Genomic DNA, 26,936 nt, shown 5'->3' on the forward strand with positions numbered 1-26,936 from the left:
ATGAGTGCCACTATCGAGAAGAAGCCGCGTCTCAAGACCTCGGCAATGATTGCTTCCATCGCCGGCGAGGGCCAGCGGGTCAAGGCGGCGCCGTTCGGCAAAGCCATGGTCGAGTTGGGCCGCAATCGCCCGGAAGTCGTCGGGATGACGGCCGACCTGGCCAAGTACACCGATCTGCACCTGTTCGCGAACGAGTACCCGGACCGGTTCTTCCAGATGGGCATGGCCGAGCAGTTGCTGATGGCCGCCGCGGGCGGCATGGCCAAGGAAGGGTTCATTCCCTTCGCGACGACGTACGCCGTCTTCGGTACCCGCCGGGCCTTCGACTTCGTGCATCAGGTGATTGCAGAAGAATGCCTCAACGTCAAGATGTGCTGCGCCCTGCCCGGGCTCACCACTGGCTATGGCCCGAGCCACCAGGCGACCGAGGACCTGGCGTTGATGCGCGGCATTCCCGGACTGACGATCATCGATCCTTGCGACGCGCTCGACATCGAGCAGGCGGTGCCTCAAATGGCGGATCACCAGGGCCCCGTCTATATGCGACTGCCGCGCGGCAACGTGCCGCTGGTGCTGGACGAGTACGACTACAAGTTCGAACTCGGCAAGGCCAAGCTGATCCGCGACGGCAAGGGCGTGCTGGTGATCTCGAGCGGCTTCATGACGATGCGCTCGCTGGAGGTCGCCCAGCAATTGCAGGCTGATGGCATCGATGTCGCAGTGCTGCACGTGCCGACGATCAAGCCGCTCGACGACGCGACGATCCTTGCGGAGGTCCGGCGCATGGGGAGGCTCGTCGTGGTGGCTGAGAACCATTCGGTGATCGGCGGGCTGGGCGAGGCGGTGGCGTGCCTGCTGATGCGCTCGGGCGCCACGGCGACGTTCCGCCAGATCGGCTTGCCGGATGCATTCCTGGACGCGGGGGCACTGCCGACGCTGCACGACCGCTATGGCATTTCCACGAAGGCGATGGGCGAGCAGATCAAGGGCTGGGTTTGAGCCGGGTGTCGAGATGAACACCAAACCAAAGGTGGGCTTCATCGGGCTTGGTGCGATGGGCCGGGGCGCCGCCCGCAACCTGCTGGCCAAGGGCTTCGACGTGGTGGGCTGCGATCTTCGTTCCGAGGCGCTCGACTGGTTGCGAGCGCAAGGCGGAACGCCGGCAAGCTCGCTTGCGGACATGGCGGCGCAGGTTGGCATCGTCGTGTGCTTCGTCGTCAACTCGCAGCAGACCGAGGCCGTGCTTTTCGGCGACGATGCGCTCGTCGGAAAGCTCCCTGCCGGCACCGTGTTCATTGCTTGCAGCACCATGGATCCCGCGTATGTTCGGGCGCTCGAGAGGCGGCTCGAGCAGCACGCGATCTGGCTTGTCGACGCGCCCGTCACTGGCGGCGCCGTGGGAGCCGAGCGTGGAACCTTGACCATCATGGGATCGGGTGCCCCCGAGGCTTTCGAGCTGGCACGCCCGGTGCTCGAGACGTTCGGCGCACGCGTCCATTACCTTGGCGTGGCAGGCAGCGGCGCGCAGATGAAGGTGTTGAACCAACTGCTGTGCGGCGTGCACCTGGCGGCGGCAGGAGAAGCGCTGGCGCTCGCCAAGCGCCAGGGCCTGCCGCTCGAACAGACCCTGGAGATCTTGTGCAGCGGTGCGGCAGGCTCGTGGATGCTGGCGGATCGAGGACCGAGGATGATCGCCGGCCAGTTCGACAACGTCACGTCGGCGATGGACATCTTCGTGAAGGACATGTCGCTGGTCCTCGACGCAACGCGCGAGTCGCGCTATCCCGCGGCGCTTGCGCATGCTGCTTACCTTGCCTTCCTCGCCACCGCATCACGGGGACTGGGTGCGCTGGATGATTCTGCCGTGACGATGCACTACGAGATTGCTGGAAGGACCTCATCGTTCACGGCGAGTCCTGCGTGTTGAAGGCGGGGGGATAGGGCGCGACCTGCGCGTGCGCCGCGCCCGCAAGAAGGGCGATCGCGAGCCACCGGAACAGGAACTTGGGCATGGGCTTGTCCTCGGGTCGTGAGCAAGTTCGCTTGCTGCGCCGTGGAGGCAGTCCTCGCTCAGGAGGCGAGGTGGCGCAGTCGGGCGGCGGCCGGTGTAGGCGCAGCGGCGTCGCGGGTGCAACCGTGTTGCTGTACGTCGGAGCGCACTGGCTTTCACGGGCGGCCCACCTACAAACGGCTGAGCAAACGCCTCTTTAGCATGGTGTATTTGCGCGCACGCGCCTCGAGCCGCGGCGGGCACGAGGCCGAAGAAAACGCACTGCGGCTCAAGGCGCCTTTACGATACACTATCGTTTCGAAACTCAGGCGTTCAGATGGCTTCCTCACCGCTCCCGCCCTCCGCCATCGGCCGGCCGCGCGACGCGGCGCTCGATGCCAATGTGTTGCGCGCGGCGATGGAACTGCTTGGTGAAGGCGGCCTTGCCGCCGTCACCATGGACGCGGTGGCCCAGCGCGCGGGCGCAGGCAAGGCCTCGCTCTACCGGCGCTGGAAATCGAAAGACGAACTGCTCGCCGATGCGCTGACCTTGTGTTCGCCCATCGACGTCGACGTCGACACCGGCTCGCTGCGCGACGATCTGGTGGGCCTTTATGCCCACTACTACGGCATCGGCAACCACGTCATGCAAGCCGCCATCCAGGAGATGCTCGGCAATGTGCGACAGCACCTGGCCTGGGTCGAGAAGGTCGCCCCCGAGCGCCTCACGGCGCGCCGCGCCAAGGCGCACGCGCTGATCGAGCGCGCCGTGGCACGCGGTGAAATCCACCCGCCCGCCGACATGGACCTGCTGCTCGACCTGCTGCCCGCGATGGTGCTCTACCAGTACAACACGCGGCACCAGAAGGTCACGCGCCAGTCGATCGCGCGCTTCATTGACGGGCTGGTGATGCCGCTCGCGCGTGGCGGCAGGGACTCGGCGAAAGCGAGCAACGGATGACTGATTCCGCTATCGATCCGAGGCAGGCACAAGCAAGGCGGACGCACAGGCCGAGGCAGAGGCCGACGCCGAGGACGCGGCCGCGAATGTCGCGCCGACGCCGGCCGAACCGCCGGCAGCGCCGCACGACCTGAAGACCGGGATCGCCTTCGGCGCCGTTTCGCTGCTGGTCGGACTGACGCAGGGCCTCGGCGTCAACCTGGTCAACGCCAACCTGACGGGCATCCAGGGCTCGCTCGGCGCGACGGCATCCGAAGTGAGCTGGCTCACGACCGTCTACTTCGCGACCAACATCACGGCTTCGATCGTGCTGACCAAGATCCGCTACCAGTACGGGCTGCGCCGCTTTGCCGACTTCGTGATCCCGATCTACCTGCTCCTGGCGCTGGCGCACCTGTTCGCGCAGCACCTCGGCTCGGCCATCCTCGTGCGCGCCGCGATGGGCGTGGCCGCGGCACCGCTCAGCAGCCTCGCCTTCCTCTACATGGTGCAGGCCTTCCCGGCCGAGAAGGCGACCTACGGGATCGTGCTCGGCTTCGCGGGCCTGCAGCTGGGGGCACCACTCTCGCGCATCATTTCCGAAGACCTGCTGCAGATCGGCCAATGGCACGGGCTGCACATGATCGATGCCGGCCTCGCCATCCTGTGCTTCGCCGCCATCAACGTCGTCCGGCTCAGGCCGATGCCGACGCAACAGATGTTCGCGAAGGGCGACGGCATCGTCTTCATGCTCTACGCGGCTGCCAACGCGCTGCTCTGCGTGGTGCTGGCGCAAGGGCGCCTCGCCTGGTGGACCGATGCGCCCTGGTTGGGCATCTGCCTCGCCGCTTCGGTGGCCTGCTTCGGGGTCTACGCGATCATCGAGCTGCAGCGGGAGAAGCCGCTGATCGACCTGCGCTGGCTCGTGACGCCGTTCATGCTCCGCTTCCTCGGTGCGGTCGTGCTCTTCCGAATCGTGCTGTCGGAGCAGACCGTCGGCGCGGTCGGCATGATGAATACGCTCGGCTTCACCAATGACCAGATGCATCCGCTCTTCATGTGGATCACGGCCGGCACGATCGCCGGCTTCGGCCTGACCTTGCTGGTGGTGCCTTCCAAGCGCTTCGGCATCCTGGGCGACATCGCGCTGGTGCTGATCATCATCGGCGCGCTGATGGACAGCGACTCGACCACCCTCACCCGACCGCACGACTTCTACGTTTCGCAGACCCTGCTGGCCGCAGCGAGCGCGATGTTCCTGAGCTCCGCGCTGCTGCAGGGCTTCATGCACGTGATCGCCGGCGGCATGAAGAACCTGATCAGCTTCCTCGCCGTCTTCAGCGGCGGACAGGCGCTCGCCGGCCTGATCGGGCAGGCGTGGCTCTCGACCTTGCTGGTCGATCATCAACGGCTCTACTACGCGCAGCTGGTCGAGCGCATGCAGGGCTCCGATCCGCTGGTCGCGCAGCGGCTCGCGCAGCTCGGCGGCGCCTATGCGTCGAACCTCAACGACGCAAGCGCGCGCGGCGCGCAGGCCGTGGTGCTGCTGAGCCAGCAGATCACGCAACAGGCCACCGTGCTGGCCTACAACGACCTCTTTCACGCGGTTGCGTTGATCTCGACGCTGGGCTTCTTCGTCTTCGCGGGCGTCAAGACCCATCGCTGGCATCGCGCACGGCGCGCCGCGCCTGCCATTGCGGCGCCGACACTGCCCGCGGCCACGAACTGACTTCCGCAGCCGCCATTCCGGTTCCCATCATGCCCACAGCCCCGAAACTTCTTCGCTCCCGCGGCACGTGGATCGTGCTCGCGGCCACCCTCGTCTGCCTGGCGATGGTCTTGTACGCGTGGCGACTGCCGCCCTTCCACACCGGCACCGAGAGCACCGAAAACGCCTATGTGCGAGGCATGGTCACCATCGTGGCACCCAAGGTCGACGGCTACGTCGCCGAGGTCGCAGTGCAGGACTACATGGCCGTCACCGCGGGGCAGGTGCTGGTGAGGCTCGACGATCGCATCTACCGCCAGAGGCTCGACCAGGCGCAGAGCGCGCTGGCGGCGCAAGAGGCGAACCTCGCCAACACGATGCAGGCGCGGCTCGCGCGGCAGGCCGCGATCGGCAATTCGCAGGCGCAGGTCGCCGGTGCCGACGCCCAGTTGGTCAATGCGCGGGCCCAACTGACGCGCGCGCAAGCCGACTTTCGGCGCGCCACGCCGCTCGCGCAGGACGGTTCGCTGTCGCAGCGCGAACGCGACCAGACCGAAGCAGCCTTGCACCAGGCCGAGGCAGCGGTCAAGCTCGCCGAGGCGTCGGTGCGCCAGGCCCGCGCCGGGCAATCGGTCGCCACGCAAGACCTGCAGAGCGTGGTCGTCAACCGGCGCGCCGTCGAGGCGGCCGTCGAATCGTCTCGCGCGGCCGTCAGGCTGGCCGAGATCGACCTCGAGAACACGCAGATCCGGGCACCGCGCGATGGCCACGTCGGCGAGGTCGGCGTCAAGCTCGGCCAGTACGTGACGCCCGGTACTCAGTTGGTGGCGGTGGTGCCGCAGCAGGTCTGGGTGGTGGCCAATTTCAAGGAGGCGCAGACTGCGCGCATGGCGCCGGGACAGGTCGCGCACCTCAACGTCGACGCGCTCGGTGGCGCGCGGCTCAACGGGCGCGTCGAACGGATATCGCCCGCGACCGGCTCCGAGTTCAGCGTCATCAAGCAGGACAACGCGACCGGCAACTTCACCAAGATCCCGCAGCGCCTGTCGGTGCGCATTGCGGTCGACCCCGACCAAGCGCCCGCCAGCCGACTGCGGCCCGGCATGTCGGTCGTCGTCAGCGTCGACACGCGCTCCGGCCACGCCGTGGCGCCGCGCGGCGACGGAACGGAAGTGGGGCTGCGATGAGCGCAGCAAAGCGTCGTTGCGCAGGCGCTTTTCCGATCGCGATAGCGCTCGGCCTGGCGCTCCAGGCGTGCAGCACGGTGCCCGCGGGGAAGCCTGCGCTGCCCGCCGCAATCCCGGAAGCATGGCAAGGCTCCGCGGGTCGCGCTGCGGACGCGCCGCCCGCTCCCGGCATCGACGCCGCGTGGTGGAAGCTGCTCGGCGACCCGGTGCTCGACAGCCTCGTGCAGCGCGCGCTCGACCACAACGACGACCTTCGCGCGGCCGCGGCCCGGGTGGCCGAAGCGCGCGCGCTCGCGGAGGCACAGCGTTCGGCGGCCTTGCCCACGCTGGACTTCGGGGTAGGTGCTTCACGCGGGCAGAGCATCAGCGCGGCGACCGGCAATCCCTACCTGGCCAACGTCCTGCAGCCGCAGTTCCAGGCCGCCTACGAAGTCGACCTTTGGGGCCGCATCGCCGAGCTCGGCCGAGCTGCCGATGCGCAGTTCGTCGCCAGCCAGGCCGCCCGCGACAGCGCCGCTCTCAGCGTGGCCGCGACCACCGCATCCAGCTACATCAACCTGCTCGGGCTCGATGCGCGGCTGGAGGTGGCGCGGCGCACGCTCGCCGCGCGGGAATCGGCGCTGGAGCTGGCACGTTCGCGCCAGCAGCGCGGCTACAGCTCTGCACTCGAGACGCAGACCAGCGAAGCCGAATACCGCGCCACCGCGCAAGCGATCCCGCAACTCTTGCTGGCGATCCGCCGGCAGGAACATGCGCTGGGCGTGCTGACCGGCGCTGCGCCGGGGGCCATCGCGCGAGGCGCCACGCTCACGCAGCTGAGCATGCCGCCTCTGCCGGATGCGGGCCTGCCGTCCGACCTGCTCCGGCGTCGGCCGGACCTCGCAAGCGCCGAAGCCCAGCTCGTCGCCAGCGATGCACAGCTGGCGGCATCGCGTGCGCAGTTGCTGCCGTCGCTGCGACTCTCGGCCTCGCTCGGCAGCGTCAGCTCCACCGCGCTCGTCGGCGACCCATCCAGGCTCTGGAGCCTCGGCGGCAGCGTGCTGGCGCCGATCTTCGAAGGCGGCCGGCTGCGGGCGCAGGTCCGGGCCGCCGACGCGCGGCGCGAACAGGCGCTGGCGAACTACGAGAAGGCCGTCCTGACCGGCTTCTCGGAGGTCGAGGATCAATTGGCCGCCATCCAGGAGCTAGGCCGTCAAACGACCGAGGCCGAGGCGCAACGCCGAGCCTTGCAGGAAGCGGTACGCGTGGCGTCGAACCGCTACCGCGAAGGCTACGCGTCGCACCTGGACGAACTCGACGCGCGGCGCAACCTGTTCGGCGCCGAGCAGACCGTGCTGCAGTTGCGTGCCGACAGCCTGACGGCGCAGGTCGGGCTCTACCGCGCCTTGGGCGGCGGCTGGCACGACAAGGGGGGCGCCTGATCGCGGACCTCGATTCTTTGGGAGTCTTGCAGGCCTTCTGCGTCGCCGTGTGTCACTGCGCTAGCCCTGGTTGCTTGACCTGCTGGCGGTTGCGGCCAGAAGCCTGCAGGACCATGGCCCAGATCCACCACAGGATGAAGATCTGCAAGGGTGCCCTCACAAGTAGATAGATGGGCCCCCAGGCGTGACCGCCCATGGGGACGTGCTGGAGCGCCGCGTAGACGTTCGCCGGAAAGAAGGCCACCAGGACTATCGCGGCTGCCCATGCCCCTGCCGCGCACGAGCGGCGGAAGAAGAGTGCCATGGCTATTGCGATCTCGAGCAGGCCGGTCAGATAGACCAGGGCCTAACGTAACGCAGACTGCGCCAAACTTGACAGCGGAAGCTCAGCATCTTGTCTTAGATGTCCGCAGCCGCTGCAGAGCTGTCGCTTCGCGTTGGTCAGTCTTTTCACCGTGGCGTGGTAACCGCGACCGGTCAAACGCTACGGCAATAAGCTGCGTCGAGAAAGTACCAACCCATCGCGATCGCAATAGCAATAGTGGTCGCGCACAAAGCTGGCATCGCCGAAATTGAGCTGGTTCCCGATGGTGCCGCGTCCTATGCTGCCGCTGCGAGCGGGGACCGCGTTCAGCGCGAACACTGCGATGTCCATTCGACAAAGCGTTTCCACGTCGCGTACCGCGCCGTGGATCACCACGCCTTGCCAGCCATTGGTGATGGCGAGCAGTGTCATCTTGTCCCCGAGCAAAGCGGCCCGGCGGGAGCCGCCGCCGTCAACGATGAGCACGCGGCCGTCGGCAGGTTCTTCGAGCACACGTCTCACGAGGGCCGCGTCCTCGAAAGTCTCGACCGTGGCGATTCGCCCGGTCAACCGGGATCTGCCGCCAAAGCCGACCAATGGTGCATGGCAAACCTGCACCTCATCGCGGTGCAGATCACAGAGGTCCGCAGTCTTGAAGACGGTCATGCTCATCGTGTTCCGGTGCGCTCAGTCCAGCTTGGCGCCGGACTGCTTCACCAGCTTCTGGTGCTTGACCAGCTCGCTCTGAAAAAACGCAGGGGCTGCGTCGGGACCGATGTCCAGCTGCATGAGTCCCTGGCCCGTGATCGCGTTCTGCGCCTCGGGTGATGCGAGCGCGGTGCGCATGGCCGCTGCGTCCGCATCGACGATGGCCTTCGGCAACCCGGACGGCCCGACCAGTGCGATCCAGGCGTCGAAGCTGTATTTAGGCACACCCGCCTCGGCGAGCGTAGGCACCTCGGGCAACGCAGCCGACCGGCTCGTGGTGGACACCGCCAGCGCGCGCAATGCGCCGGCCTTGACCTGCGGAGTGACCTGCGACACCGAGACGAAGGCCAGTTGTACCTGCCCACCGATCAAATCGGTGATGAGAGGACCCGTACCGCGATACGGCACGTGCTTCATGTCGATGGCCGTCTCGCTGACCAGCAACTCGCCGGCCAGGTGCAGTGTGCTGCCGTTGCCAGCCGAACCGTAATTGAGGGAGCCGGGGTGCGATTTGGCGTAGTCGAGCAGTTCCTTGACGGTCTTGACCGGAAGCGCCGCGTTCACCACCAGCACCAGCGGCACGGTGGCCAGCACAGCAATGGGCGTGATGTCCTTGAGGGTGTCGTACGGCACCGTCTTGTAGATGCCCGGATTGATCACGTGATTGGACGACACCATGCCCAGGGTCAGGCCGTCCTTGGGCGCCTTCACGATCTGCGCGGTGCCCGGAATGCCGCCGGCCCCGACCAGGTTCTCGACCACGACCGGATGTCCGGTGACACGGCCGAAGCCGGGCGCGAGCGCGCGCGCTACCGCATCGACCGTCGACCCCGCGGCCAGTGGCACCAGCATGCGCAGTGGCTTGTCGGAAGGCGTTGTCTGCGCGATCGCGACACCGGCCACGACCAGGCACGCGATGCCACTCACCCTGGCGACAGTGCGTTCCAAGGAAATTGTTTTCATGTTGTCTCCGAAATGTATTGATCTATGCATGCAGGCGCTGCAGCGCCTCGAACGAAATCAGATGGCCAGCGATCGCGCTGGCCGCGACCGTCGGCGGGCTTGCCAGCCAGACCTTCCCCGGCCCGCCACGGCCAGGGAAATTGCGATTGATCGCGCTCACGGTGACCTGCGACGGCGCGATCGAGCCGCCCGGCCCGCAGTTGCCGCAGGCACCGCAGGACGGCTCGAGCATGCGGGCACCGACGCGCTCGAAGGCGTCCATGTAGCCGGCCGCGATGCAGTGGTCGCGCACAGCGGTCGTGCCGAATTGCAAGTAGAGCGCGACCCCCGTTGCCACGCGCAGACCGCGGTCTGCGGCCCACTGAAGGACGGCATGGTAGTGATCGAAATCTTCGCGCTTTCCGGCCGTACAGGAACCACCGTATGCAATGTCGATTGCCACGGCTTCCTTCACATCCGCAAGCGCAACGCCATGCCCCGGATCGCCCGGCGCAGCCACCATGGGAGGCACCTGCGCGCAATCGATCTCGATCGTCTCCGCGTACGTCGCACCAGCATCGCTGCGCATCCAGGGCTCAAGGGTGAAATCAACGCCACGGCGCTCGCGCAGGAAGCGCACGGTCTCCTCGTCGGGTGCGACGATGCCAGTGAAGCCGCCCAGCTCGGCCGTCATGTTGGTGAGCGTTGCGCGCTCGTCGGTCGACAGATATGCGGCCGCCTCGCCGGCGAACTCGAAGACCTTGCCGACGCCACCGCCTGCACGAATGAATTGCTGCGCCAGCAGATGCAGCACGATGTCCTTGGCGGTAACCCCCGCCGGCACCTTGCCGTTCAGCATGATCCGAATTGACTGCGGCACGGTCAGCCGCACCGCGCCGGTGACAAATGCGTTGGCCATGTCGGTGGTGCCCACACCAAAAGCCACGCAACCCAGGGCGCCACTGTGCGGCGTGTGCGAATCCGTGCCGACCACGAGTTGCCCGGGCAACGCGTAGTGCTCGGCCACCATCGCATGCGAGATGCCGGCCACGTTGCTGCCATCGTCCAGCGCCGCTTCGGCCTCCGTCAGCGTGCGATGCGAACGCAGGTCGTAGGCAGCGGCAAAGTCGCGCTGCGCCTCGATCATGCGGTGGACGTTGGGCACCAGCCCACCGCGCACATGCGCCGGGCTCTCTTCGACATAGGAGGTGTGGTCCTCAAACACTACGATGGAATCGGGTTCGTGCAGCACCAGCGGTCGCCCGAAGGTGGCATGCAGCAGGTGCGCCGCCATACCGGTGTAGTACTCGTGGATGAAGCGCAGATCGGCGCGCACGAAGGCGCCATCGCCCGAGCGGGCGTGTGCAGTGGTGAGTTCAGTTTCGAGCGCATGGCGTCCCACGATCTTCTCGAACAGCGTTCGCGGCCGGGCGTCGTCCAGGACAGCAGCCTGGGTGATGTGCTGCATGAAGCGCTGGCCGAAGGCAAGCAATCCGCCACTGGTGAGGATGGCGGCGGCCAGCGCGTCGCGGCCAGCCACCAGATCGTCGAGCGGGATCGCCTCACCGGCTGCAATGCGATCGATCAGGCTGAAGTCGGTGGAGGTAAAGAGTCCGGTGTTGTCGGCGTTCTGCCGGTAGATGCGCTCGAAGCTTTCGGCGATGACCAGCCGCACGCCCGCCAGCTTTTCCGCGGCCGGGCTGTGCTCGCGAGACGAGCCCTTGCCATAGCGCTTGCCGGCGACGACGACCTCGATGCCTGAGTTGCGAACCGCGTCGAGGCCGATCGGAAAGCCCTCGCCAGCCTTGAAGCCGGTGTAAGGATAGCGGCCGAGCTTGTCGTCGTAGTGCGTGAGGATCGCGATCGGCGTGATCTCGTCGGTGGAGACGTCGTCGCGCAGCGGTGCGGCTTGCGCGATGGACAGGGTGTCGCCGCGCAAACACTGCGCGACGGCATCGCCCGAGCGGCTGAGGAAGAGAAAGCGCGGTGCAAACCGCAGCGACCCATCGGCAATGGTGGCTGGCGTCGAAGCTGGCATGCCCGATCTTTACGCGCCACGCCTTACCTGAACAGTGCTCCCTCGGCACAGGGGGTCACGCCACACGCGTGATCGGTGATTACCCTTGCAGGTACTCGATCAAGGCTTTCACCGCCCGCGGCTGCGGTGTCTTGCGAAGCGCATAGACATTCAGCACGCGTTCGGCCCAAGGCTCGTCCAGTGGCCGCCTCACAAAGCGCGGGGAGCCCGCATAGGCCGCAGCTGCACTCTGCGGAATAATGGCAATGCCAAGTCCCGCTTCGACCATCCGGCAGACCGCATCGAAGCTGCTGACCGAGACGGTGGGCGCAAAGCGCTTCTCCAGCGCCGCGGCCCGCTCGACCAGAGAGCGGTCGAGCGCACCGCCGGCATGCACGCCAACCAGCGGGTACGTCAAGGCCACTCCGAACGGAATTTTTCCCTCACTCGCCAGCGCATGCCCAGTCGGGACGACGACATGCAACGGGTCGACTGCAAAGCGCCAGGCGTCGATGCCCGACGGCAAGGACGTCTCGACGCCCACGCCCACATCCGCTCGATCGTCGAGGCACGCACGCAGCACGTCCCGGGTGTCCTGCTCGTGCAGCGACACGGTGACTCCGGGATAAGTGGCCATGAAACGTTGCAACCGCTCGGGCAGGAAGCCAACAACGGCGGACATGTTCGCGTACAGCCTCACGAGGCCGCGGACCTCGGCCCCCTCGAGCTGCACCTCGCGCACCAGCGCTTGCAGCTCATCGTCGATGCGCTCGCCCTTTGCCAGCACCAGCCGGCCGGCATCGGTCAGAGTGACGCCGCGAGGCGAGCGCACGAGCAGGGGCGTATCAAAGGCGTGTTCCAGATCGGCCAGTCGGCGACTCAAGGCCGAAGGCGCGATGTGCTCGAGTTGCGCTGCGCGCACGATCGATCCCGCACGCGCCGCCGAAACAAACAGCCTCACGCTGTAGGAGTCGATGCGACGGGTCATAGAACCGATGGTACGACCAGAGAGACCGCTGCAGACCAGCGGTCCGTGAAGGGCCGCTTCAGACTGGGTGCAGTCACTCAGGTTCGTCCCGCTCGCCGACTGCTGCGCAAGCTATACCAGCCCTTGAGAGCACGCGCAACGAAAAAGTAGTTCACGGCATATGATCAGGTGGCATCGAAGAGCGCCTTCGCTCCGGCGAGCAGCGCTAGGGCAAGTGCCTTGTCTGTATCCTCATACTTGAGCTGCCGCATCAGATAGGCATACGCGGTCACGGCTATTTCTCTGTTTCCAGCAGCTGCGCGACCCGCCCAAGCCCGGCACTCCCGGACAAAGGTCTCGGCGGGACATCCCTGCACGTACCGGTCAAGATTGCCCCACGCGGCGGCCTGCGCATGAGTCGGCCATGCGCCGCCTCGAAGCGGACCCTTTGGATGGAACAGAAGGCTTAGTTCAAGAGTGATGGGATCAAGGCTTGCCGTCGCTTCGCCTACGTCACCGTAGTCGATGATGACAGCGGACCCATCTGCTGACACGAGAACGTTCTCCCCATGCATGTCGCCATGGGTGCAACACCATCTGGTTTGGATCGGTGCTTTCTCAAACTCTCCTACCCATTCCAGATCGTATTGCCGCAGCACGACTTCAAGGCGTTCGTCCTTCAGCAGACGGCTCCGGATCTCCTGCACGGTGCGTCGGGATTGATTGACCCCTTGGCCCCACTGTCGGGTGCCTCTTTCGACGCTACGTACTGCCGCTCTCGCATGGTCAGGAACTCCAGTGGCCGCCTGGAACGCCGTCTCGTCAAAGCCTGCCGCCAGGCCATAAAAAACCCCGGCCGAAGTCTTCGCCCCGGCCTCCAGCGTAATCAGCTTGCGCGGCGTGGCTCTAGGTTCGAGGCGCGCCACGTCGTTGTCAAAGCGTCTGCCCTCATCGACAACATCCTCTATTGAACCAATCTTTGCAACCGCATCATGCACCGGTGCGCCCTGCGCGTTCGTCACGCGCAGCCGGAGTACCTTCGCTCCTGACAATCCTCCAAGCAAAGATGTGACGACGCGCGCGCCACCATAGCGTCTCGCAAAGATTCGGATTAGGCGGTCATCTTGTGTGCTCAGGTCTACACCGCTACGGTCAAGCTCCACGTCAGCGAGAGTATCTATCGACTGCAGGCTCGCTTGTATGATCCCGGGGAAGCTGTCGAACTTGTACTTGGGCAGGAAATCCACCGTCCGTACGTTGCGGTTCTCTCCCCAGACATCCACCTGCCGGGCACTGCCAAGCAGCTCCGGAATGAAGTCTTCCGCCGGTGATCCGGTCAGCACTACAACAGGCGTACCGCTTGCTATGGTTTGCGCCCTTCTGAAGACGGCAAAGCCGTGCTGAGAGTCGACATCTAGAGCCCCGTCTGTGGCCGGAATCTTCAGATCGAGAATGATGATGTCGAAGAACGAGGCGGCCAACAATGCCAGAGCCGCGTCTCTGCTCTGCGCAACTTGGACAGTGGCACCCGGTGACAGGCCTCTCAGTACCTCTTGGATCGCTCCGATGAAGTCTGGGTCGTCCTCGACAACCAAAACGTAGGCGGTCATCGCTCCCACCTTAGCTCGTACTTGGTCCCGCCGTCGGACGCTGCCTCCAGCGTCACCATGCCCCCAAGTGCTTCGATAGCCGAAAGCGCGATGGGAAGCCCGAATCCGCTATGACCCTTCTTCGTCGTCTTGCCGACGCCGAGGACCGCTTCTAAGGGTGCCGAGAGCCCAGGCCCTCGATCCAGTACCGCCACCCAGTAGTCCACATCGGTTTCACCCCAGGTGACCACGACCGGCGGGGACGAGTGCTTGCTGGTCCCCACCGACACCGCTTCGATGGCGTTGCGGAGTCCGTTGCAAATGGCAAATCGCAACAGCGCAGCGTCACTGACCAGCAGCAGCGGTTGCGGACCGTGCAGCGCAATGTTGTCGGCGGCCTCGGAAAACTCTGTGTTGACAATCTCATTGATGAGCGCTGCCAGATCAAACTCGGCAGGCTTCGGCGTTGCCGACGCCTTCCGCAACTGCTCGATTGCGGCAAACACCATCTGGAGCGTGACGATGTGGTTTTTCGTCCGCGAGCGCTCGTAGTCCGGAACCTCGCGGGACGCCGCATAGGCAAGCAGGCCAATGGGCGACGCAAGCTCGTGAAGGAGCAGGCCTGCTATCCACTCTGCGGCGCGAGCCTGAATCTGACGCCGGCTGCGCAGCGATTCCTCCGTTTCGTCCGACACCGGGACTTCCGCTGTAGGAACCGCGTTGGTCAACCGTGCCACAGCGCGGTCAAGGCTGCTCCGTGCGTAAGAGTCAGCCTCGTTCGCACGAGCTGAGCGCAGCGCGGGTAGGTCATCCACCTGGGCATCGCGCACCAAAACGCGGGCCGCCCTTCGACGCAGGTGCGTCGATCCCGATGCCAGCTGTTGTAGTGCTTCGTCCCTGTTCACGTGCTCTTGTGCCGTCCATAGAAGGACCGCCTCTTCTCAAACGCCTGCAGGCCTCCTTCCATGACGGAGGTAATGGCTTGCACAACCGCCGGTGTTTCCAAGCTGGCAGAGGCGAGCGGGAATCCTCGCTTCCCATCTGACCCGAGCTGCACTACGTGATTCGCACCCCCCAGCACTGGAATGTTGGCGTTGTGAGAAGTGAAGATGATCTGGCCCGCCGGGTCGCGTGCTAGCACCGACAGGATCAAGGTGTCAGCGATGAATGCGTTGTCGATGTGATCTTCAGGCTGGTCCACGATCAGCATCCGATCCGTGTGTCGCAAGACGATAGGCAATACGACCGTACAGCGCTGACCCGTGGACAGCTCGCTGATGTCTTTGTAGTCGGCTCCGTCAAGCAATTGGAAGTCAACAAGATCCTCAACACTTGCGGTGCCAAGGGCACCAAGATCGGCTTCGCGTAGATGTGCAAGAAGCCTGGCCGTACGATCCAGTGTGATTCCGGTCGCGTCTGCTATGAAAGCAACGTCGTCCAACTCCGCTGCTTCCAGCAACTCGCGTGGGCTGATCTTCTTCGCCAAGGCCGGTGCAAGGTCGCCATAGCGCAAGCCACTCCCCTTCAGTGCGTCGGCGATGGCGGAGCTGAAGGAGTCGAACTGACCCGCCTGGCTGACCGCGATGCGAATCCGGGGGGCGAGAACCTTGTTCAAGTTGTTGGCGACTAACGCCCTGGCCTTGAAGCGGGCGTCGCGGAGCTCTTCCAGCCGGTCCAGTACCGTCCCTCGCTTTCCAACTAGAGTCGCGAGGTCGGTCGTTCTCTGCGCGAGCAAAGTCCTCAGCGCCTCGAGCTGCGCCTTTCGTTCGCGAAGCTGTTGGCCCTGGCGTGCAATGTTGCCGGCCCCAGCCTGAAGCGCTTCAAGTTCCTTCCGCAGCTGACGTGCGCGATCTTCGGATGCGAGGCGTGCTGTGTTTCTCAAGTCCGACACAGTGCCAACATCGGCCTCGGCTTGGCCCAACTCTTCCAAGGCAATCTTTAGGTGGACTTGCGCTTTTGCGATACGGGCTTGAACAGCTGCCAGCGGATCGGCGTCGGCACTCCCAGGCCACTGCTCTGTTCGCGGCACATCCCCGGCCGCTGCTGCGATCGCCGACCGCCAGCGAACGAGGCCTTGCTTGAACCGCTCGAGAACTGCCTGACCAACAGACTTCGTTGACATGTCAGCCGCAAGCGCATCGAGTTCATGCTTACGCTTGGCGGCCTCCGCCGACAGCGCCGAAAGCTGCTGCTCTGAAGGGGCTAACTTCACCAGCTCTGCATCGATGGCCGGAATCTCGGCAACGCGACGCTGCAGCTCCTCGATTTCGCGCCTCAGCGTTGCCGACTGTGCCGTCAATGAGCGTGCCTCGGCCGCAGCGTCGCTCTCTGCCGCGCTGTCGGTTGCCACCCCGGAAAATCCACTGAGGAGGCCGAGGCGTCCGCTGGCTTGGAGCCCGACACTCTCGATCTCCGTCTGTGAGAACACGAGCGGGGCGACGTACGGCTCCGACGCGCGCGGTTTTGGGTCAGACGCAGTGCGACTAACCACCACCTTTCGGTTGCCGTCAGAAATAGTAAGGGTGACTTGGCCATTGCCAAGAACCGAAAGCGCATGGTCAAAACTGCGCCGGCTGGTTTCCGGCGTGTGGCCTTTGACATCCAGACAGAACTTGACGAGTTCAATTAGCGATGTCTTGCCGGTCCCGCGGGCGCCGATAACAACGTTCAAACCAGGCGAGAACGCAACGTCAAGGCCATCCAGGAAGCCTTCTTCGATCTGAACGCGTTCAATGTACATGTGCCAGTTTCTCCGCGCTACTGCGTGTGTCCGCCGATCTAGTAGTCAAGCTGACTTCTCTCCGATTCATTTGGTACTCCGTTCAAGGCAGCGCCTTCACCCCGACGTTCACCGGCACCAGCGTCATCGAATCGTGCCGAAGATGTCGATGACCTTGACATGTATCGGCCTAGGCAATCATGGGTATGCAACGCCATCGTCAGCCAAGGTCTCGACTCTGGCGAAGAGTAGGTCTGCATTCCCATTGTGCCCTGCGCATCGGATGACGCAGCGGAGCCGGCTACCGACCCTCGTCTGGTGCTGATGGATCGATGAGAGGCGCCGCCGAGCTGCCCACGGTGAACGACCGGACCGCAGTCGAAAGCAGCCCTTCAGCTTAACGACGTCGAACGACGGCTCCCGCTGCATCGCAGACGTTCCACCAAAGGAGACTCCACAGCAGACATGCATGCATCTCGCCCGCTAAAGCCTCAGCCCATTACCCCCTAGCTATACTCCGCCGGTCACTCCCATCAATGGGGTGACCGGGATTGGCGTCCCGAGCAGCTCCGCGATGTCCCTGGAGACCATCATGGTCAAGTCTGCTCGTGCTCGCGATACTCCCCGCAACGTCTCCACTCGCGTCAAGCGAGCTCCCGTCGAGAAGGACAACATCTTCTCCGACCCCGAACCTGTCCCGCGGCACACCCTCTGCTCCAATGGCTTGGACCTGCGCCTCGACGCCGCGGCCTTCCTCTGCTGCGTGGAGGAACTTCATCGCAGACTGCGCGACTTGGAAAGACAGCCTCTCCCCAGCCGCGTCCCAGTCGGCGCCGAATTCAACGCAATGGTGACCAACACGCGCACCTTGTTATCGCTCTATGCCGAGTTCGGGTACCAGCTCGCGAGGCTCGAAGTCAGCGCTGTCGATCAGCCCCCTCACACTTGATGCCGACCGCCCGTTGCGTCTACACGGAGCCAGCGAGTAAACCGGTCTCGCTACGCGCCAGTGGGCACCTCCGCCCGACATGGCCCACACGTTGCTAAACCCAAGCCAATGATCGAAAATTTTCTTCCCTTGCACCACAATGTAATTTTCTTTACATCCCCCGCACCCTGAACGGGCGAGTCCCCCCCAACCTCACCGCATGCCGGCCCCCTCCGCAGCCACCACCGTCGCCCAGCGCATCGCCCAGGCCTTGCCGCAGCTGACCCCGTCGCACCGCCAGGTGGCCGACTACGTGCTCGAGCGCCCGCTGCAGGTCGCCACCTTGCCCATTGATGAGCTGGCAACCGCGGTCGGCGTCTCGGTCGCCACCGCCAATCGCTTCGCCCGCGCCCTCGGCTTCGACGGCTACGCAAGCTTCCGCGCCGAACTCGTTCGCGGCTTCGAGCCCTTGGTCGCCCCCGTCGAGCGCTTGCGCGGCAACCTCGCCCGCCCCTCGACCATCACAGAGGTATTCGCCACGGCGCTGGAAGAAAGCCAGAGCAACATCGGCGCGACGCGCCAGGCCCTGGACCCCGCCTCCTGCGAAGCCGCAGTGGCGCGCGTGCTCGGCGCCCGCACCGTCTTCATCGCCGGCTTCGGCGCCAGCGCCTGGCTCGCGGGGCTGCTGCACCACGGCCTGGATGCCTACTGCGCCGACGTGCGCCTGCTGTCCTCGGTCAGCGGCGTCACGCACGGCGCGCGCGCGTTGTCGCGCGGCGGGCCGCAGGACCTGCTCGTGGCCTTGACCTTCCCCCGCTACCTGACCGACACCGTGGCCCTGACCGGCCTCGCGCGCAGCCAGGGCGTCGGCGTGCTGGCGCTGACCGACCGGCCCAGCTCGCCGATCGCGCCGCTGGCCGACGTGGCCCTCTACGCGCAGACCGAAACCCGGTATCGTCCCAATTGCGAGACCAGCGTGCTGGCGCTGATCGAGGCCCTGACGAGTGCGGTGGCCCTGCGCGCCCCGCAGGCGTACCAGGCTGCCAGCAAGGTGGTCCATGCCGTGATGCCCTGGCTGCACGGCGCGCAAGGCCTGCGAGCCGCGAACACGCCGAAAATGAAGCAGAGGCCGGCGCCGCGCGCGCCGGCCGGAAAGAAGAAGACCCGATGAGAACGACACCCGTCATTGCCATCCACGGCGGCGCCGGCACCATCAGCGCCGCGGCGCTGGACGCCGGTGCGGCCCAGCCCTACCACGAGGCGCTGCGCGCCATCGTGCACGCCGCCCAGGCGCTGCTGCTCGGCGGCGCCTCCGCGCTCGACGCGGTCTGCCTCGCGGTCGAGATGCTGGAAGACTGCCCCTTCTTCAATGCCGGGCACGGCGCGGTCTTCACGCACGCGGGCACGCACGAGCTCGACGCGGCGGTGATGAATGGCGCCGACCTGCGCGCCGGCGCGATCGCCTGCGTGAGCCACATCCGCCGCCCGGTGCGCGCCGCCCGCGCCGTGCTGGAAGACGGCGCCCATGTGCTGCTGGCCGGTGCCGGCGCCGAAGCCTTCGCACGCGAGCGGGGGCTGGAGATGGTCGAGCCGTCCTACTTTTCCACCGAGATGCGGCGCGCTCAGCTGGAGCGTGCGCAGGCGGCCGGCCGCATCGTGCTCGACCACGACGGCACCGCGAATTCCAACGCGCCGCTGGACGAGGGCCGCAAGTTCGGCACCGTCGGCGCCGTGGCGCTCGACCTGCAGGGCCACCTGGCGGCGGCCACCTCGACCGGCGGCATGACGAACAAGCGCGTCGGCCGCGTCGGCGATTCGCCGCTGATCGGCGCCGGCACGTATGCCGACGACAAGCGCGCCGCGGTGTCCTGCACCGGCAGTGGCGAGATGTTCATCCGGGCGGCGGCGGCCTACGACGTGTGTGCGCGCATGCGCTATGCGGGCCAGTCGCTGGCACAGGCGGCGCAGGCGGTCGTGATGCAGTCGCTGCCGTCGATTGGCGGCAGCGGCGGGCTGATCGCGGTCGATCGCAGCGGCAATGTCTGCATGCCCTTCAATACCGAAGGCATGTACCGCGGGCATGCGCGCGGCACCGAGGCGCCGCAGACGGCGATTCATCGATGAGACGTCCGGTGCCCTCACCCCAGCCCTCTCCCGGAGGGAGAGGGAGCAAGTCCGCATTGCTGCGGCGCCCAGGTACGGGGCTTGTCCGATGAGCGCCGTCACCCTGCCCTCTTCCGCGGCCGGCACTGCGATGCAGATGCCCGAGCAACGCGTGCTCGAGGTCGATGGCCTCACGGTGCGCTTCTCGACCTCGGAGCGCACGGTCGACGCGGTGCGCAAGCTGAGCTTTCACGTGGACCGCAGCGAGACGCTGGCCATCGTCGGCGAGTCGGGCTCGGGCAAGTCGGTCACCTCGCTCGCGCTGATGCGGCTGGTCGAATACGGCGGGGGGCGCATTCTCGATGGCCGCATGGCCTTCCGGCGGCGCGACGGCCGCGTGCTCGACCTGGCGAAGGCCAGCGACGGGACCATGCGCGGCATCCGCGGGGCCGACATCGCGATGATCTTCCAGGAGCCGATGACATCGCTGAACCCGGTGTTCACGGCCGGCGACCAGATCGCGGAAGCCATCGCCATCCACCAGGGCAAGGACCGCGCCGCATCGCGCGCCGAGGCGCTGCGCATGCTGGAGCTGGTGCGCATCCCCGAGGCGCGCAGCGTGCTGCAGCGCTACCCGCACCAGCTCTCCGGCGGCATGCGCCAGCGGGTGATGATCGCGATGGCGCTATCGTGCCGGCCCTCGCTGCTGATCGCCGACGAGCCCACCACCGCGCTCGACGTCACCATCCAGGCGCAGATCCTGCAGCTCATCCGCGAGCTGCAGGCCGAGATGCACATGGGCGTGGTCTTCATCACGCACGACATGGGCGTGGTGGCCGAGGTGGCCGACCGGGTGCTCGTGATGTACCGCGGCGACAAGGCCGAGGCCGGCCCTTCGGAGCAGGTGTTCGCGGCGCCGCGGCACCCGTACACGCGCGCCCTGCTCTCCGCCGTGCCGCAGCTGGGCGCGATGCGCGGCACCGATCTGCCGGCGCGCTTCGAGCTGCTGCAGGTCGACGCGGCGGGCGGAAGCGTCAGCGTGAGCGACCGCAGCCCGCAGGACACGGTGCGCCGCGACCTGCCGCCGATCCTTCGCGTGAAGAAGCTGGTGACGCGCTTCGACCTCAAGAGTGGGCTCTTCGGCCGCGTCACGCGGCGGGTGCACGCGGTGGAAGGCATCAGCTTCGACCTGCATGCAGGCGAGACGCTGGGGCTGGTGGGCGAGTCGGGCTGCGGCAAGTCGACCACCGGCCGCTCGCTGCTGCGCCTGGTCGACAGCCAGGGCGGCGAGATCGAGTTCAAGGGCCGCAACGTGCTGGCGCTGCCGCAGGGCGAGCTGCAGGCGCTGCGGCGCGACATCCAGTTCATCTTCCAGGACCCCTTCGCGTCGCTGGACCCGCGGCTCACGGTGGGCTTCTCGATCATGGAGCCGCTGCTGGTGCACCGCGTGGCCAGCGGTGCCAAGGCGCAGGCGCGGGTGCGCTGGCTGCTCGAAAAGGTGGGCCTGCCGGCCGATTACGCCGAGCGCTATCCGCACGAGTTCTCCGGCGGCCAGCGCCAGCGCATCGCGATCGCGCGCGCGCTCGCGCTCGACCCGAAGGTCGTGGTGGCCGACGAATCGGTGTCGGCGCTGGACGTGTCGATCCAGGCGCAGATCGTCAACCTCATGCTCGACCTGCAGCGCGAGCTGGGCGTGGCCTTTCTCTTCATTTCGCACGACATGGCGGTGGTGGAGCGCATCAGCCACCGCGTGGCGGTGATGTACCTGGGCCAGATCGTCGAGATCGGCCCACGCCGCGCCATCTTCGAGAACCCGCAGCACGCCTACACGAAGCGGCTGATGGCCGCGGTGCCAGTGGCCGACCCGGCGCGGCGCACGCAGAAGCGCCCGCTGCTGCAGGGCGAGGTGCCGAGCCCGGTGCACCCGGTGGGCTACCAGCCCTCGGTGGCGCCGCTGGTCGAAGTCGGCCCCGGACATTTCGTGGCGCGGCATCCGATTGCCGGCGGTTTTTAATTTTTCAAAGGAGTCTTCGCATGAACAAGCGTCTTACCCGAATCGCAGCCGCCCTCGCGCTGGCCGGTCTTGCCATGTCGGCGCAGGCGGCCAAGGACGTGGTCGTGGCCGTGCAGTCCAACTTCACGACCACGGACCCCTACGATGCCAACGACACGCTGTCGCAGGCCGTCGCCAAGTCTTTCTACCAGGGCCTCTACGGCTTCGACAAGGACATGAAGATGGTGCCGGTGCTCGCCACCGGCCACACGGTGAGCAAGGACGGGCTGGTCTACACGGTCAAGCTGCGCACCGGCATCCAGTTCCATGACGGCACGCCCTTCAACGCCGAAGCCGTGAAGGCGAACTTCGACCGCGTGACCAACCCCGAGAACAAGCTCAAGCGCTACAACCTCTACAAGAACATCGCGAAGACCGAGGTGGTCGATGCGAGCACGGTGCGCTTCACGCTCAGCGAGCCCTTCTCGCCCTTCATCAACAACCTGGCGCATCCGTCGGCGGTGATCATCTCGCCGGCAGCGCTCGCCAAGTTCGGCAGCAAGGGCATCGCGCAGAACCCGGTGGGCACTGGCCCGTTCAAGTTCGTCGAGTGGAAGTCCACCGACTATTTGAAGGTTGCCAAGTTCGACGGCTACTGGAAAAAGGGCTACCCGAAGGTCGACACCATCACCTTCCGGCCGGTGGTCGACAACAACACGCGCGCCGCGATGATGCAGACCAACGAGGCGCACTTTGCCTTCCCGATGCCGTACGAGGCCGCGGAAACGCTGAAGAGCAAGCCCAGCCTCGAGGTGAACAGCGCACCGTCGATCATCCAGCGCTACATCTCGATGAACGTGCAGCAGAAGCCCTTCGACAACCCGAAGGTGCGCCAGGCCATCAACTACGCGATCAACAAGGAAGCGCTGGCCAAGGTCGCCTTCTCCGGCTACGCCGTCCCGGCCGAGGGCGTGCTGCCCAAGGGGCTCGAGGGTGCGGCGAAGCTCGGCCCGTGGCCGTACAACCCAGCCAAGGCGCGCGAGCTGCTGAAGGAGGCGGGCTACCCGAACGGCTTCGAGAGCACGCTGTGGTCGGCCTACAACTACACGACGGCGCAGAAGGTGATCCAGTTCGTGCAGCAGCAGTTGGCGCAGGTCGGCGTCAAGGTGCAGGTGCAGGCGCTCGAGGCCGGCCAGCGCGTCGAGCGCGTCGAAAGCGCGCAGGACCCGGCCACCGCGCCGGTGCGCATGTACTACGTGGGCTGGTCCTCCTCCACCGGCGAGGCCGACTGGGGGCTGCGCCCGCTGCTGGCCTCGGAGTCGTTCCCGCCGCGCCTCTTCAACACCGCGTACTACAAGAACGACGAGGTCGACGCCGACATCAAGAAGGCGCTGGTCACGACCGATGCCGCAGCCAAGGCCAAGATCTACGCAGATGCGCAAAAGCGCATCTGGGACGACGCGCCCTGGGCCTTCCTCGTCACCGAGCAACTCCTGTCGGTGCGGGCGCGCAACCTGAACGGCTTCTACGTGATCCCGGACGGCAGCTTCAACTTCGACGAAGTCGAGCTGAAGTGATCCTGCAAGCGGCACGTCCATGACCCAGTATGTTCTGAAGCGCCTGCTGGGTTTGCTGCCCACGCTGCTGATCGTGGCGGTGCTGGTGTTCCTGTTCGTCCACATGCTGCCCGGCGACCCGGCGCGGCTGGCGGCCGGGCCGGACGCCAGCCCCGAGACGGTGGCGCTGGTGCGCGCGGACCTCGGCCTCGACAAGCCGATGCCGCAGCAGTTCCTCAACTTCTTCACCAACCTGCTGCAGGGCGACTTCGGGCGATCGCTGCGTTCGAAGCGGCCGGTGTCCACCGAGATCGCCGAGCGCTTCATGCCCACGCTGCTGCTCACCCTCACCAGCATGGCCTGGGCAGTGGTCTTCGGGATGACGATCGGCATCACCTCCGCGGTGTACCGCAACCAGTGGCCCGACCGGATCGGCATGACGCTGGCGGTCTCGGGCATTTCCTTCCCGGCCTTTGCGCTGGGCATGCTGCTGATGCAGGTCTTCTCGGTGCAGCTCGGCTGGCTGCCCACGGTCGGCGCCGATTCGTGGCGCCACTACATCCTGCCCTCGATCACGCTGGGCGCGGCGGTGGCGGCGGTGATGGCGCGCTTCACCCGTGCTTCCTTCGTCGAGGTGATCCAGGAAGATTTCGTGCGCACCGCGCGCGCCAAGGGCGTGTCGGAAAAGTGGGTGGTGCTCAAGCACTGCCTGCGCAACGCGCTGATCCCGGTGGTCACGATGATGGGGCTGCAGTTCGGCTTTCTGCTGGGCGGCTCGATCGTGGTCGAGGCGGTGTTCAACTGGCCGGGCCTCGGGCGCCTGCTGGTGGATGCGGTGGACATGCGCGACTACCCGGTCATCCAGACGCTGGTGCTGCTGTTCTCGCTCGAGTTCATCCTGATCAACCTGGTGGTGGATGTGCTGTACGGCTTCATCAATCCCACCATCCGCTTCAAGTGACAGTGACACAAGTGACAGGCGATGAGCACACCTCCTGCTGAACCCGTTCCCGCCGTGGCCGAGCAACCGATCGCCGCAATCGCCGCGTCTTCTCGCGTGCGCACGCCATGGACAGAGTTCTGGCGCAAGTTCCGCATGCAGCATGTGGCGATGGGCGCCGGCATCTTCGTGCTGCTGCTGGTGGCCGTTGCCATCCTCGCGCCGTGGATCGTGCCGTACGACGCCGAGAACTTCTTCGACTACGACAAGCTGAATACGGGCCCTTCGGCGGCCCACTGGTTCGGCGTCGATCCGCTGGGCCGCGACATCTTCAGCCGCATCCTGATGGGCGCGCGCATCTCGCTGGCCACCGGCTTCCTGTCCGTGGTGCTGGGCGCCATCGCCGGCACCCTGCTGGGGCTGCTGGCCGGCTACTACGGCGGCTGGTGGGACCGCATCGTGATGCGCATCTCCGACGTGCTCTTCGCCTTTCCCGGCATCCTGCTGGCGCTGGGCGTGGTCGCCATCCTCGGCAGCAGCATGACCAACGTGGTGGTGGCTGTCTCGGTGTTCAGCGTGCCGGCCTTCGCGCGGCTGGTGCGGGGCAACACGCTGGCGCTGAAGAACCTCACCTACATCGAGGCCACGCGCAGCATCGGCGCGAGCGACCGCACCATCCTGCTGCGCCACATCCTGCCGGGCACCATCTCCTCCATCGTCGTGTACTTCACGATGCGGCTGGGCACGTCGATCATCACGGCGGCGAGCCTCAGCTTCCTCGGCATGGGCGCGCAGCCGCCGATGCCGGAATGGGGCGCGATGCTGAACGAGGCGCGCGCGGACATGGTGAATGCGCCGCACGTGGCGCTGTTTCCGTCGCTGGCGATCTTCTTCACGGTGCTGGCCTTCAACCTGCTGGGCGACGGCCTGCGCGACGCACTCGACCCGAAGATCGACCGCCTGTAGCCATGGCGCCGGCCGTTCCACGCATCGGCGCCCTGCCATCGGGCCGCCGAGACGCCATCACCGACGTGGCCGGCGTCACGGTGGGCCATTGCACGCTCGACGAGGGCGACGTGCAGACCGGCGTGACGGTGGTGTGCCCGCATGCGGGCGACCCCTATCTGCAGCGCGTGCCCGCCGGGGTCGCGGTGCTCAACGGCTTCGGCAAGAGCATCGGGCTGGTCCAGGTGGAGGAGCTGGGCGTGCTCGAGACGCCGATCGCGCTGACCAACACCTTCTCGGTGCCGGCCGTGGCCGAGGCGCAGATCCGTGACTGCATCGCCATGAACCCGGAATGCGGGCGCAGCCTGTCCAGCGTCAATCCGCTGGTGTTCGAGTGCAACGACGGCTTCCTCAACGACATGCAGCGCATGGCCGTGCGCGGGCACGACTACCTGCAGGCCCGGGCCGCGGCTGGCGAAGAGGTCCCGCAGGGCTCGGTCGGCGCGGGCCGGGGCATGTCCTGCTTCGCGCTCAAGGGTGGCATCGGGACAGCATCGCGCCGGGTGCCGGCAGCCGGTGCCGGGCTGCACACCCTGGGCGCGCTGGTGCTGGCCAACTACGGGCTGCTGCCCAACCTGGTGATCGCCGGCCGATCAGTCGGCGCGCAGCTGGCCACGCAGCTCGCTGGCGCAATGCCGGTGGCCGAGCCCGAGAAGGGCTCGATCATCATGCTGATCGCCACCGACGCGCCGCTCGACGCGCGCCAGCTTCGGCGCTTGGCGCTGCGCGCCGGAGCGGGCCTGGCGCGCACCGGTTCCGTCTTCGGCCACGGCAGCGGCGACATCGCGCTGGCCTTCTCGACCGCCTACACGCTGCCGCAGCGGCGCGAGCACCCGATGCCTGCGGTCGCACTGCTGCACGATGCCCTGCTCGACGGCCTGTTCCAGGCCGCGGCCGACAGCGTGGAGCAGGCCATCCTGCATGCGCTTTGGCAGGCCGAGTCCATCACCGGGCGCGACGGCCATGTGCGCCCGGCCCTGACCGAGCTGCTGCGCGACTGGCCTTCCGACACATTCGCGCTACCCAACGACCCGCACCACCCGCACCACTCGCTCTCATGAAAATACTGATCTCCGTCGACATCGAAGGCGTGGCCGGCGTCTTCCATTCCCAGCAGGTGCGCGCCGGCAATCCCGAGTACGAGCGTGCGCGCCGGCTGATGACCGAGGAGGCGAACGCCGCCATCGTGGGCGCCTTCGAAGGCGGCGCCGACGAGGTGTGGGTGAACGACTCGCACGGCGACTTCCGCAACATGCCGCCGGACCTGCTGGATGCGCGCGCGCAGGTGATCCAGGGCAAGCCACGCTATCTGAGCATGGTGGCGGGGGTCGAGCTCGGCATGGACGGTGTCTGCATGATCGGCTACCACTCGCGCGCCGGCGGCGCGGGCATCCTGGCGCACACCATCAACAGCTTCGCCTTCGCGGGTGTCGAAATCGGCGGCCAGGCCTTGGGCGAGGCCGGGCTCTACGGCGCACTGGCCGGCGAGTACGGCGTGCCGGTGCTGATGGCCAGCGGCGACGACGTCTTCATCGCCGAGAACCAGGCGCTCTTCCCGCACGCGACCTTCGTGCAGACCAAGCGCGCCACCGGGCAGACCAGCGGCGTATCGCTCTCGCCGGCCCGGTCCTGCGCGGCGATCCGCGAGGGCGTGGCGGCGGCGCTGGCAGCACGCGCGCAAGCACGGCCGCTGCTGCTCGCCAAGCCCTTGGCCGTCACGCTGCATACCCAGACGCCCGCCATGGCCGACCTTTTCTGCCAGTGGCCGGCGTTCGAGCGCAGCGCGCCGACCGAGCTCCGTTTCAACGCGCCCTCTGTCGAAGCGGCGGTGCGCATGCTCAACTGCTGCTCGGCGATGTCGGCGATGCTGCGCTGACGTCCCAACGCTTCCGCGCGCTGGAGTTGGAGGTTACCCGTCT

The 26,936-nt window shown here is 66.5% G+C and carries 23 protein-coding genes; 15 read left to right on the plus strand and 8 right to left on the minus strand.

All coding sequences use genetic code 11. From position 1 onward, the window contains the following. From G3W89_RS23725 to G3W89_RS23745, 6 genes are all read left to right on the plus strand, one after another. A complete protein-coding gene (locus G3W89_RS23725; protein WP_162577621.1) occupies nt 1-999 on the plus strand; it encodes a transketolase family protein in 999 nt (332 codons plus the stop codon). Nucleotides 1,000-1,012: 13 nt separating this feature from the next. Then, entirely contained in the window at nt 1,013-1,927 is a 915-nt protein-coding gene (locus tag G3W89_RS23730; RefSeq protein ID WP_232076706.1) for an NAD(P)-dependent oxidoreductase, read from the plus strand. 400 nt (nt 1,928-2,327) lie between these two features. After that, nucleotides 2,328-2,951 carry a TetR/AcrR family transcriptional regulator gene (locus G3W89_RS23735; protein ID WP_162576463.1) on the plus strand — a complete coding sequence of 208 codons (624 nt, stop codon included), beginning with the start codon at nt 2,328-2,330 and terminating at the stop codon, nt 2,949-2,951. A gap of 256 nt (nt 2,952-3,207) precedes the next feature. Next, on the plus strand, nt 3,208-4,659 hold the full coding sequence (locus G3W89_RS33005) for a transporter (RefSeq protein WP_174258280.1): 1,452 nt from the start codon (nt 3,208-3,210) through the stop codon (nt 4,657-4,659). A 29-nt stretch (nt 4,660-4,688) separates the two neighbouring features. Then, nucleotides 4,689-5,825, plus strand: a complete 1,137-nt coding sequence (locus G3W89_RS23740; protein WP_174258281.1) for an HlyD family secretion protein — start codon at nt 4,689-4,691, stop codon at nt 5,823-5,825. Next, entirely contained in the window at nt 5,822-7,246 is a 1,425-nt protein-coding gene (locus G3W89_RS23745) for an efflux transporter outer membrane subunit (protein ID WP_162576464.1), read from the plus strand. The genes G3W89_RS23740 and G3W89_RS23745 overlap by 4 nt, the downstream gene beginning before the upstream one ends. 52 nt (nt 7,247-7,298) lie before the next feature. Here the strand turns inward: G3W89_RS23745 and G3W89_RS23750 are convergent, their stop codons facing one another. The 8 genes from G3W89_RS23750 to G3W89_RS23785 form a co-directional block, all read right to left on the minus strand. Next, on the minus strand, nt 7,299-7,550 hold the full coding sequence (locus G3W89_RS23750) for a hypothetical protein (RefSeq protein ID WP_162576465.1): 252 nt from the start codon (nt 7,548-7,550) through the stop codon (nt 7,299-7,301). A 180-nt stretch (nt 7,551-7,730) separates the two neighbouring features. Continuing rightward, on the minus strand, nt 7,731-8,222 hold the full coding sequence (gene rraA / locus G3W89_RS23755; protein WP_162576466.1) for a ribonuclease E activity regulator RraA: 492 nt from the start codon (nt 8,220-8,222) through the stop codon (nt 7,731-7,733). 15 nt (nt 8,223-8,237) lie between these two features. After that, a complete protein-coding gene (locus G3W89_RS23760) occupies nt 8,238-9,221 on the minus strand; it encodes a Bug family tripartite tricarboxylate transporter substrate binding protein (protein ID WP_162576467.1) in 984 nt (327 codons plus the stop codon). Nucleotides 9,222-9,243: 22 nt separating this feature from the next. Next, on the minus strand, nt 9,244-11,238 hold the full coding sequence (locus G3W89_RS23765; RefSeq protein ID WP_162576468.1) for an aconitase family protein: 1,995 nt from the start codon (nt 11,236-11,238) through the stop codon (nt 9,244-9,246). 79 nt (nt 11,239-11,317) lie between these two features. Next, a complete protein-coding gene (locus G3W89_RS23770) occupies nt 11,318-12,205 on the minus strand; it encodes a LysR substrate-binding domain-containing protein (RefSeq protein WP_162576469.1) in 888 nt (295 codons plus the stop codon). Nucleotides 12,206-12,369: 164 nt separating this feature from the next. After that, on the minus strand, nt 12,370-13,794 hold the full coding sequence (locus G3W89_RS23775; protein WP_162576470.1) for a response regulator: 1,425 nt from the start codon (nt 13,792-13,794) through the stop codon (nt 12,370-12,372). Continuing rightward, nucleotides 13,791-14,678, minus strand: a complete 888-nt coding sequence (locus G3W89_RS23780; RefSeq protein WP_162576471.1) for a sensor histidine kinase — start codon at nt 14,676-14,678, stop codon at nt 13,791-13,793. Before G3W89_RS23780 ends, G3W89_RS23775 begins: the two co-directional genes overlap by 4 nt. Further along, on the minus strand, nt 14,675-16,513 hold the full coding sequence (locus G3W89_RS23785; RefSeq protein WP_162576472.1) for an AAA family ATPase: 1,839 nt from the start codon (nt 16,511-16,513) through the stop codon (nt 14,675-14,677). The genes G3W89_RS23780 and G3W89_RS23785 overlap by 4 nt, the downstream gene beginning before the upstream one ends. Nucleotides 16,514-17,066: 553 nt before the next feature. Here G3W89_RS23785 and G3W89_RS23790 point away from each other — a divergent pair. The 9 genes from G3W89_RS23790 (at nt 17,067) to G3W89_RS23830 (ending at nt 26,893) form a co-directional block, all read left to right on the plus strand. Beyond that, nucleotides 17,067-17,441, plus strand: coding sequence for a hypothetical protein (locus tag G3W89_RS23790; protein WP_162576473.1), 375 nt, complete (start codon nt 17,067-17,069; stop codon nt 17,439-17,441). Between the two features lie 199 nt (nt 17,442-17,640). Further along, a complete protein-coding gene (locus tag G3W89_RS23795; protein ID WP_162576474.1) occupies nt 17,641-18,591 on the plus strand; it encodes a MurR/RpiR family transcriptional regulator in 951 nt (316 codons plus the stop codon). Then, nucleotides 18,588-19,544: an isoaspartyl peptidase/L-asparaginase family protein gene (locus G3W89_RS23800; RefSeq protein WP_162576475.1), complete on the plus strand. Its 957-nt coding sequence runs from the start codon at nt 18,588-18,590 to the stop codon at nt 19,542-19,544. Before G3W89_RS23795 ends, G3W89_RS23800 begins: the two co-directional genes overlap by 4 nt. An 88-nt stretch (nt 19,545-19,632) precedes the next feature. Then, the gene (locus G3W89_RS23805; RefSeq protein WP_162576476.1) at nt 19,633-21,537 is read left to right on the plus strand and encodes a dipeptide ABC transporter ATP-binding protein; all 1,905 of its coding nucleotides are present in this window, start codon (nt 19,633-19,635) and stop codon (nt 21,535-21,537) included. 20 nt (nt 21,538-21,557) lie between these two features. Then, the gene (gene gsiB, locus G3W89_RS23810) at nt 21,558-23,093 is read left to right on the plus strand and encodes a glutathione ABC transporter substrate-binding protein GsiB (RefSeq protein ID WP_162576477.1); all 1,536 of its coding nucleotides are present in this window, start codon (nt 21,558-21,560) and stop codon (nt 23,091-23,093) included. A 19-nt stretch (nt 23,094-23,112) separates the two neighbouring features. Further along, nucleotides 23,113-24,033 (plus strand): glutathione ABC transporter permease GsiC, encoded by a 921-nt coding sequence (gsiC, locus tag G3W89_RS23815; RefSeq protein ID WP_162576478.1) that lies wholly within the window; start codon nt 23,113-23,115, stop codon nt 24,031-24,033. A 21-nt stretch (nt 24,034-24,054) separates the two neighbouring features. Then, on the plus strand, nt 24,055-24,978 hold the full coding sequence (gene gsiD, locus G3W89_RS23820; protein WP_162576479.1) for a glutathione ABC transporter permease GsiD: 924 nt from the start codon (nt 24,055-24,057) through the stop codon (nt 24,976-24,978). 2 nt (nt 24,979-24,980) lie between these two features. Next, nucleotides 24,981-26,078 carry a DmpA family aminopeptidase gene (locus G3W89_RS23825; protein ID WP_162576480.1) on the plus strand — a complete coding sequence of 366 codons (1,098 nt, stop codon included), beginning with the start codon at nt 24,981-24,983 and terminating at the stop codon, nt 26,076-26,078. Continuing rightward, the gene (locus G3W89_RS23830; RefSeq protein ID WP_162576481.1) at nt 26,075-26,893 is read left to right on the plus strand and encodes a M55 family metallopeptidase; all 819 of its coding nucleotides are present in this window, start codon (nt 26,075-26,077) and stop codon (nt 26,891-26,893) included. Before G3W89_RS23825 ends, G3W89_RS23830 begins: the two co-directional genes overlap by 4 nt. The last annotated feature ends 43 nt before the right edge of the window (nt 26,894-26,936 follow it).

Origin of the sequence: Variovorax sp. PBL-H6 (assembly GCF_901827155.1) — a bacterium.
Taxonomy (GTDB): domain Bacteria; phylum Pseudomonadota; class Gammaproteobacteria; order Burkholderiales; family Burkholderiaceae_C; genus Variovorax.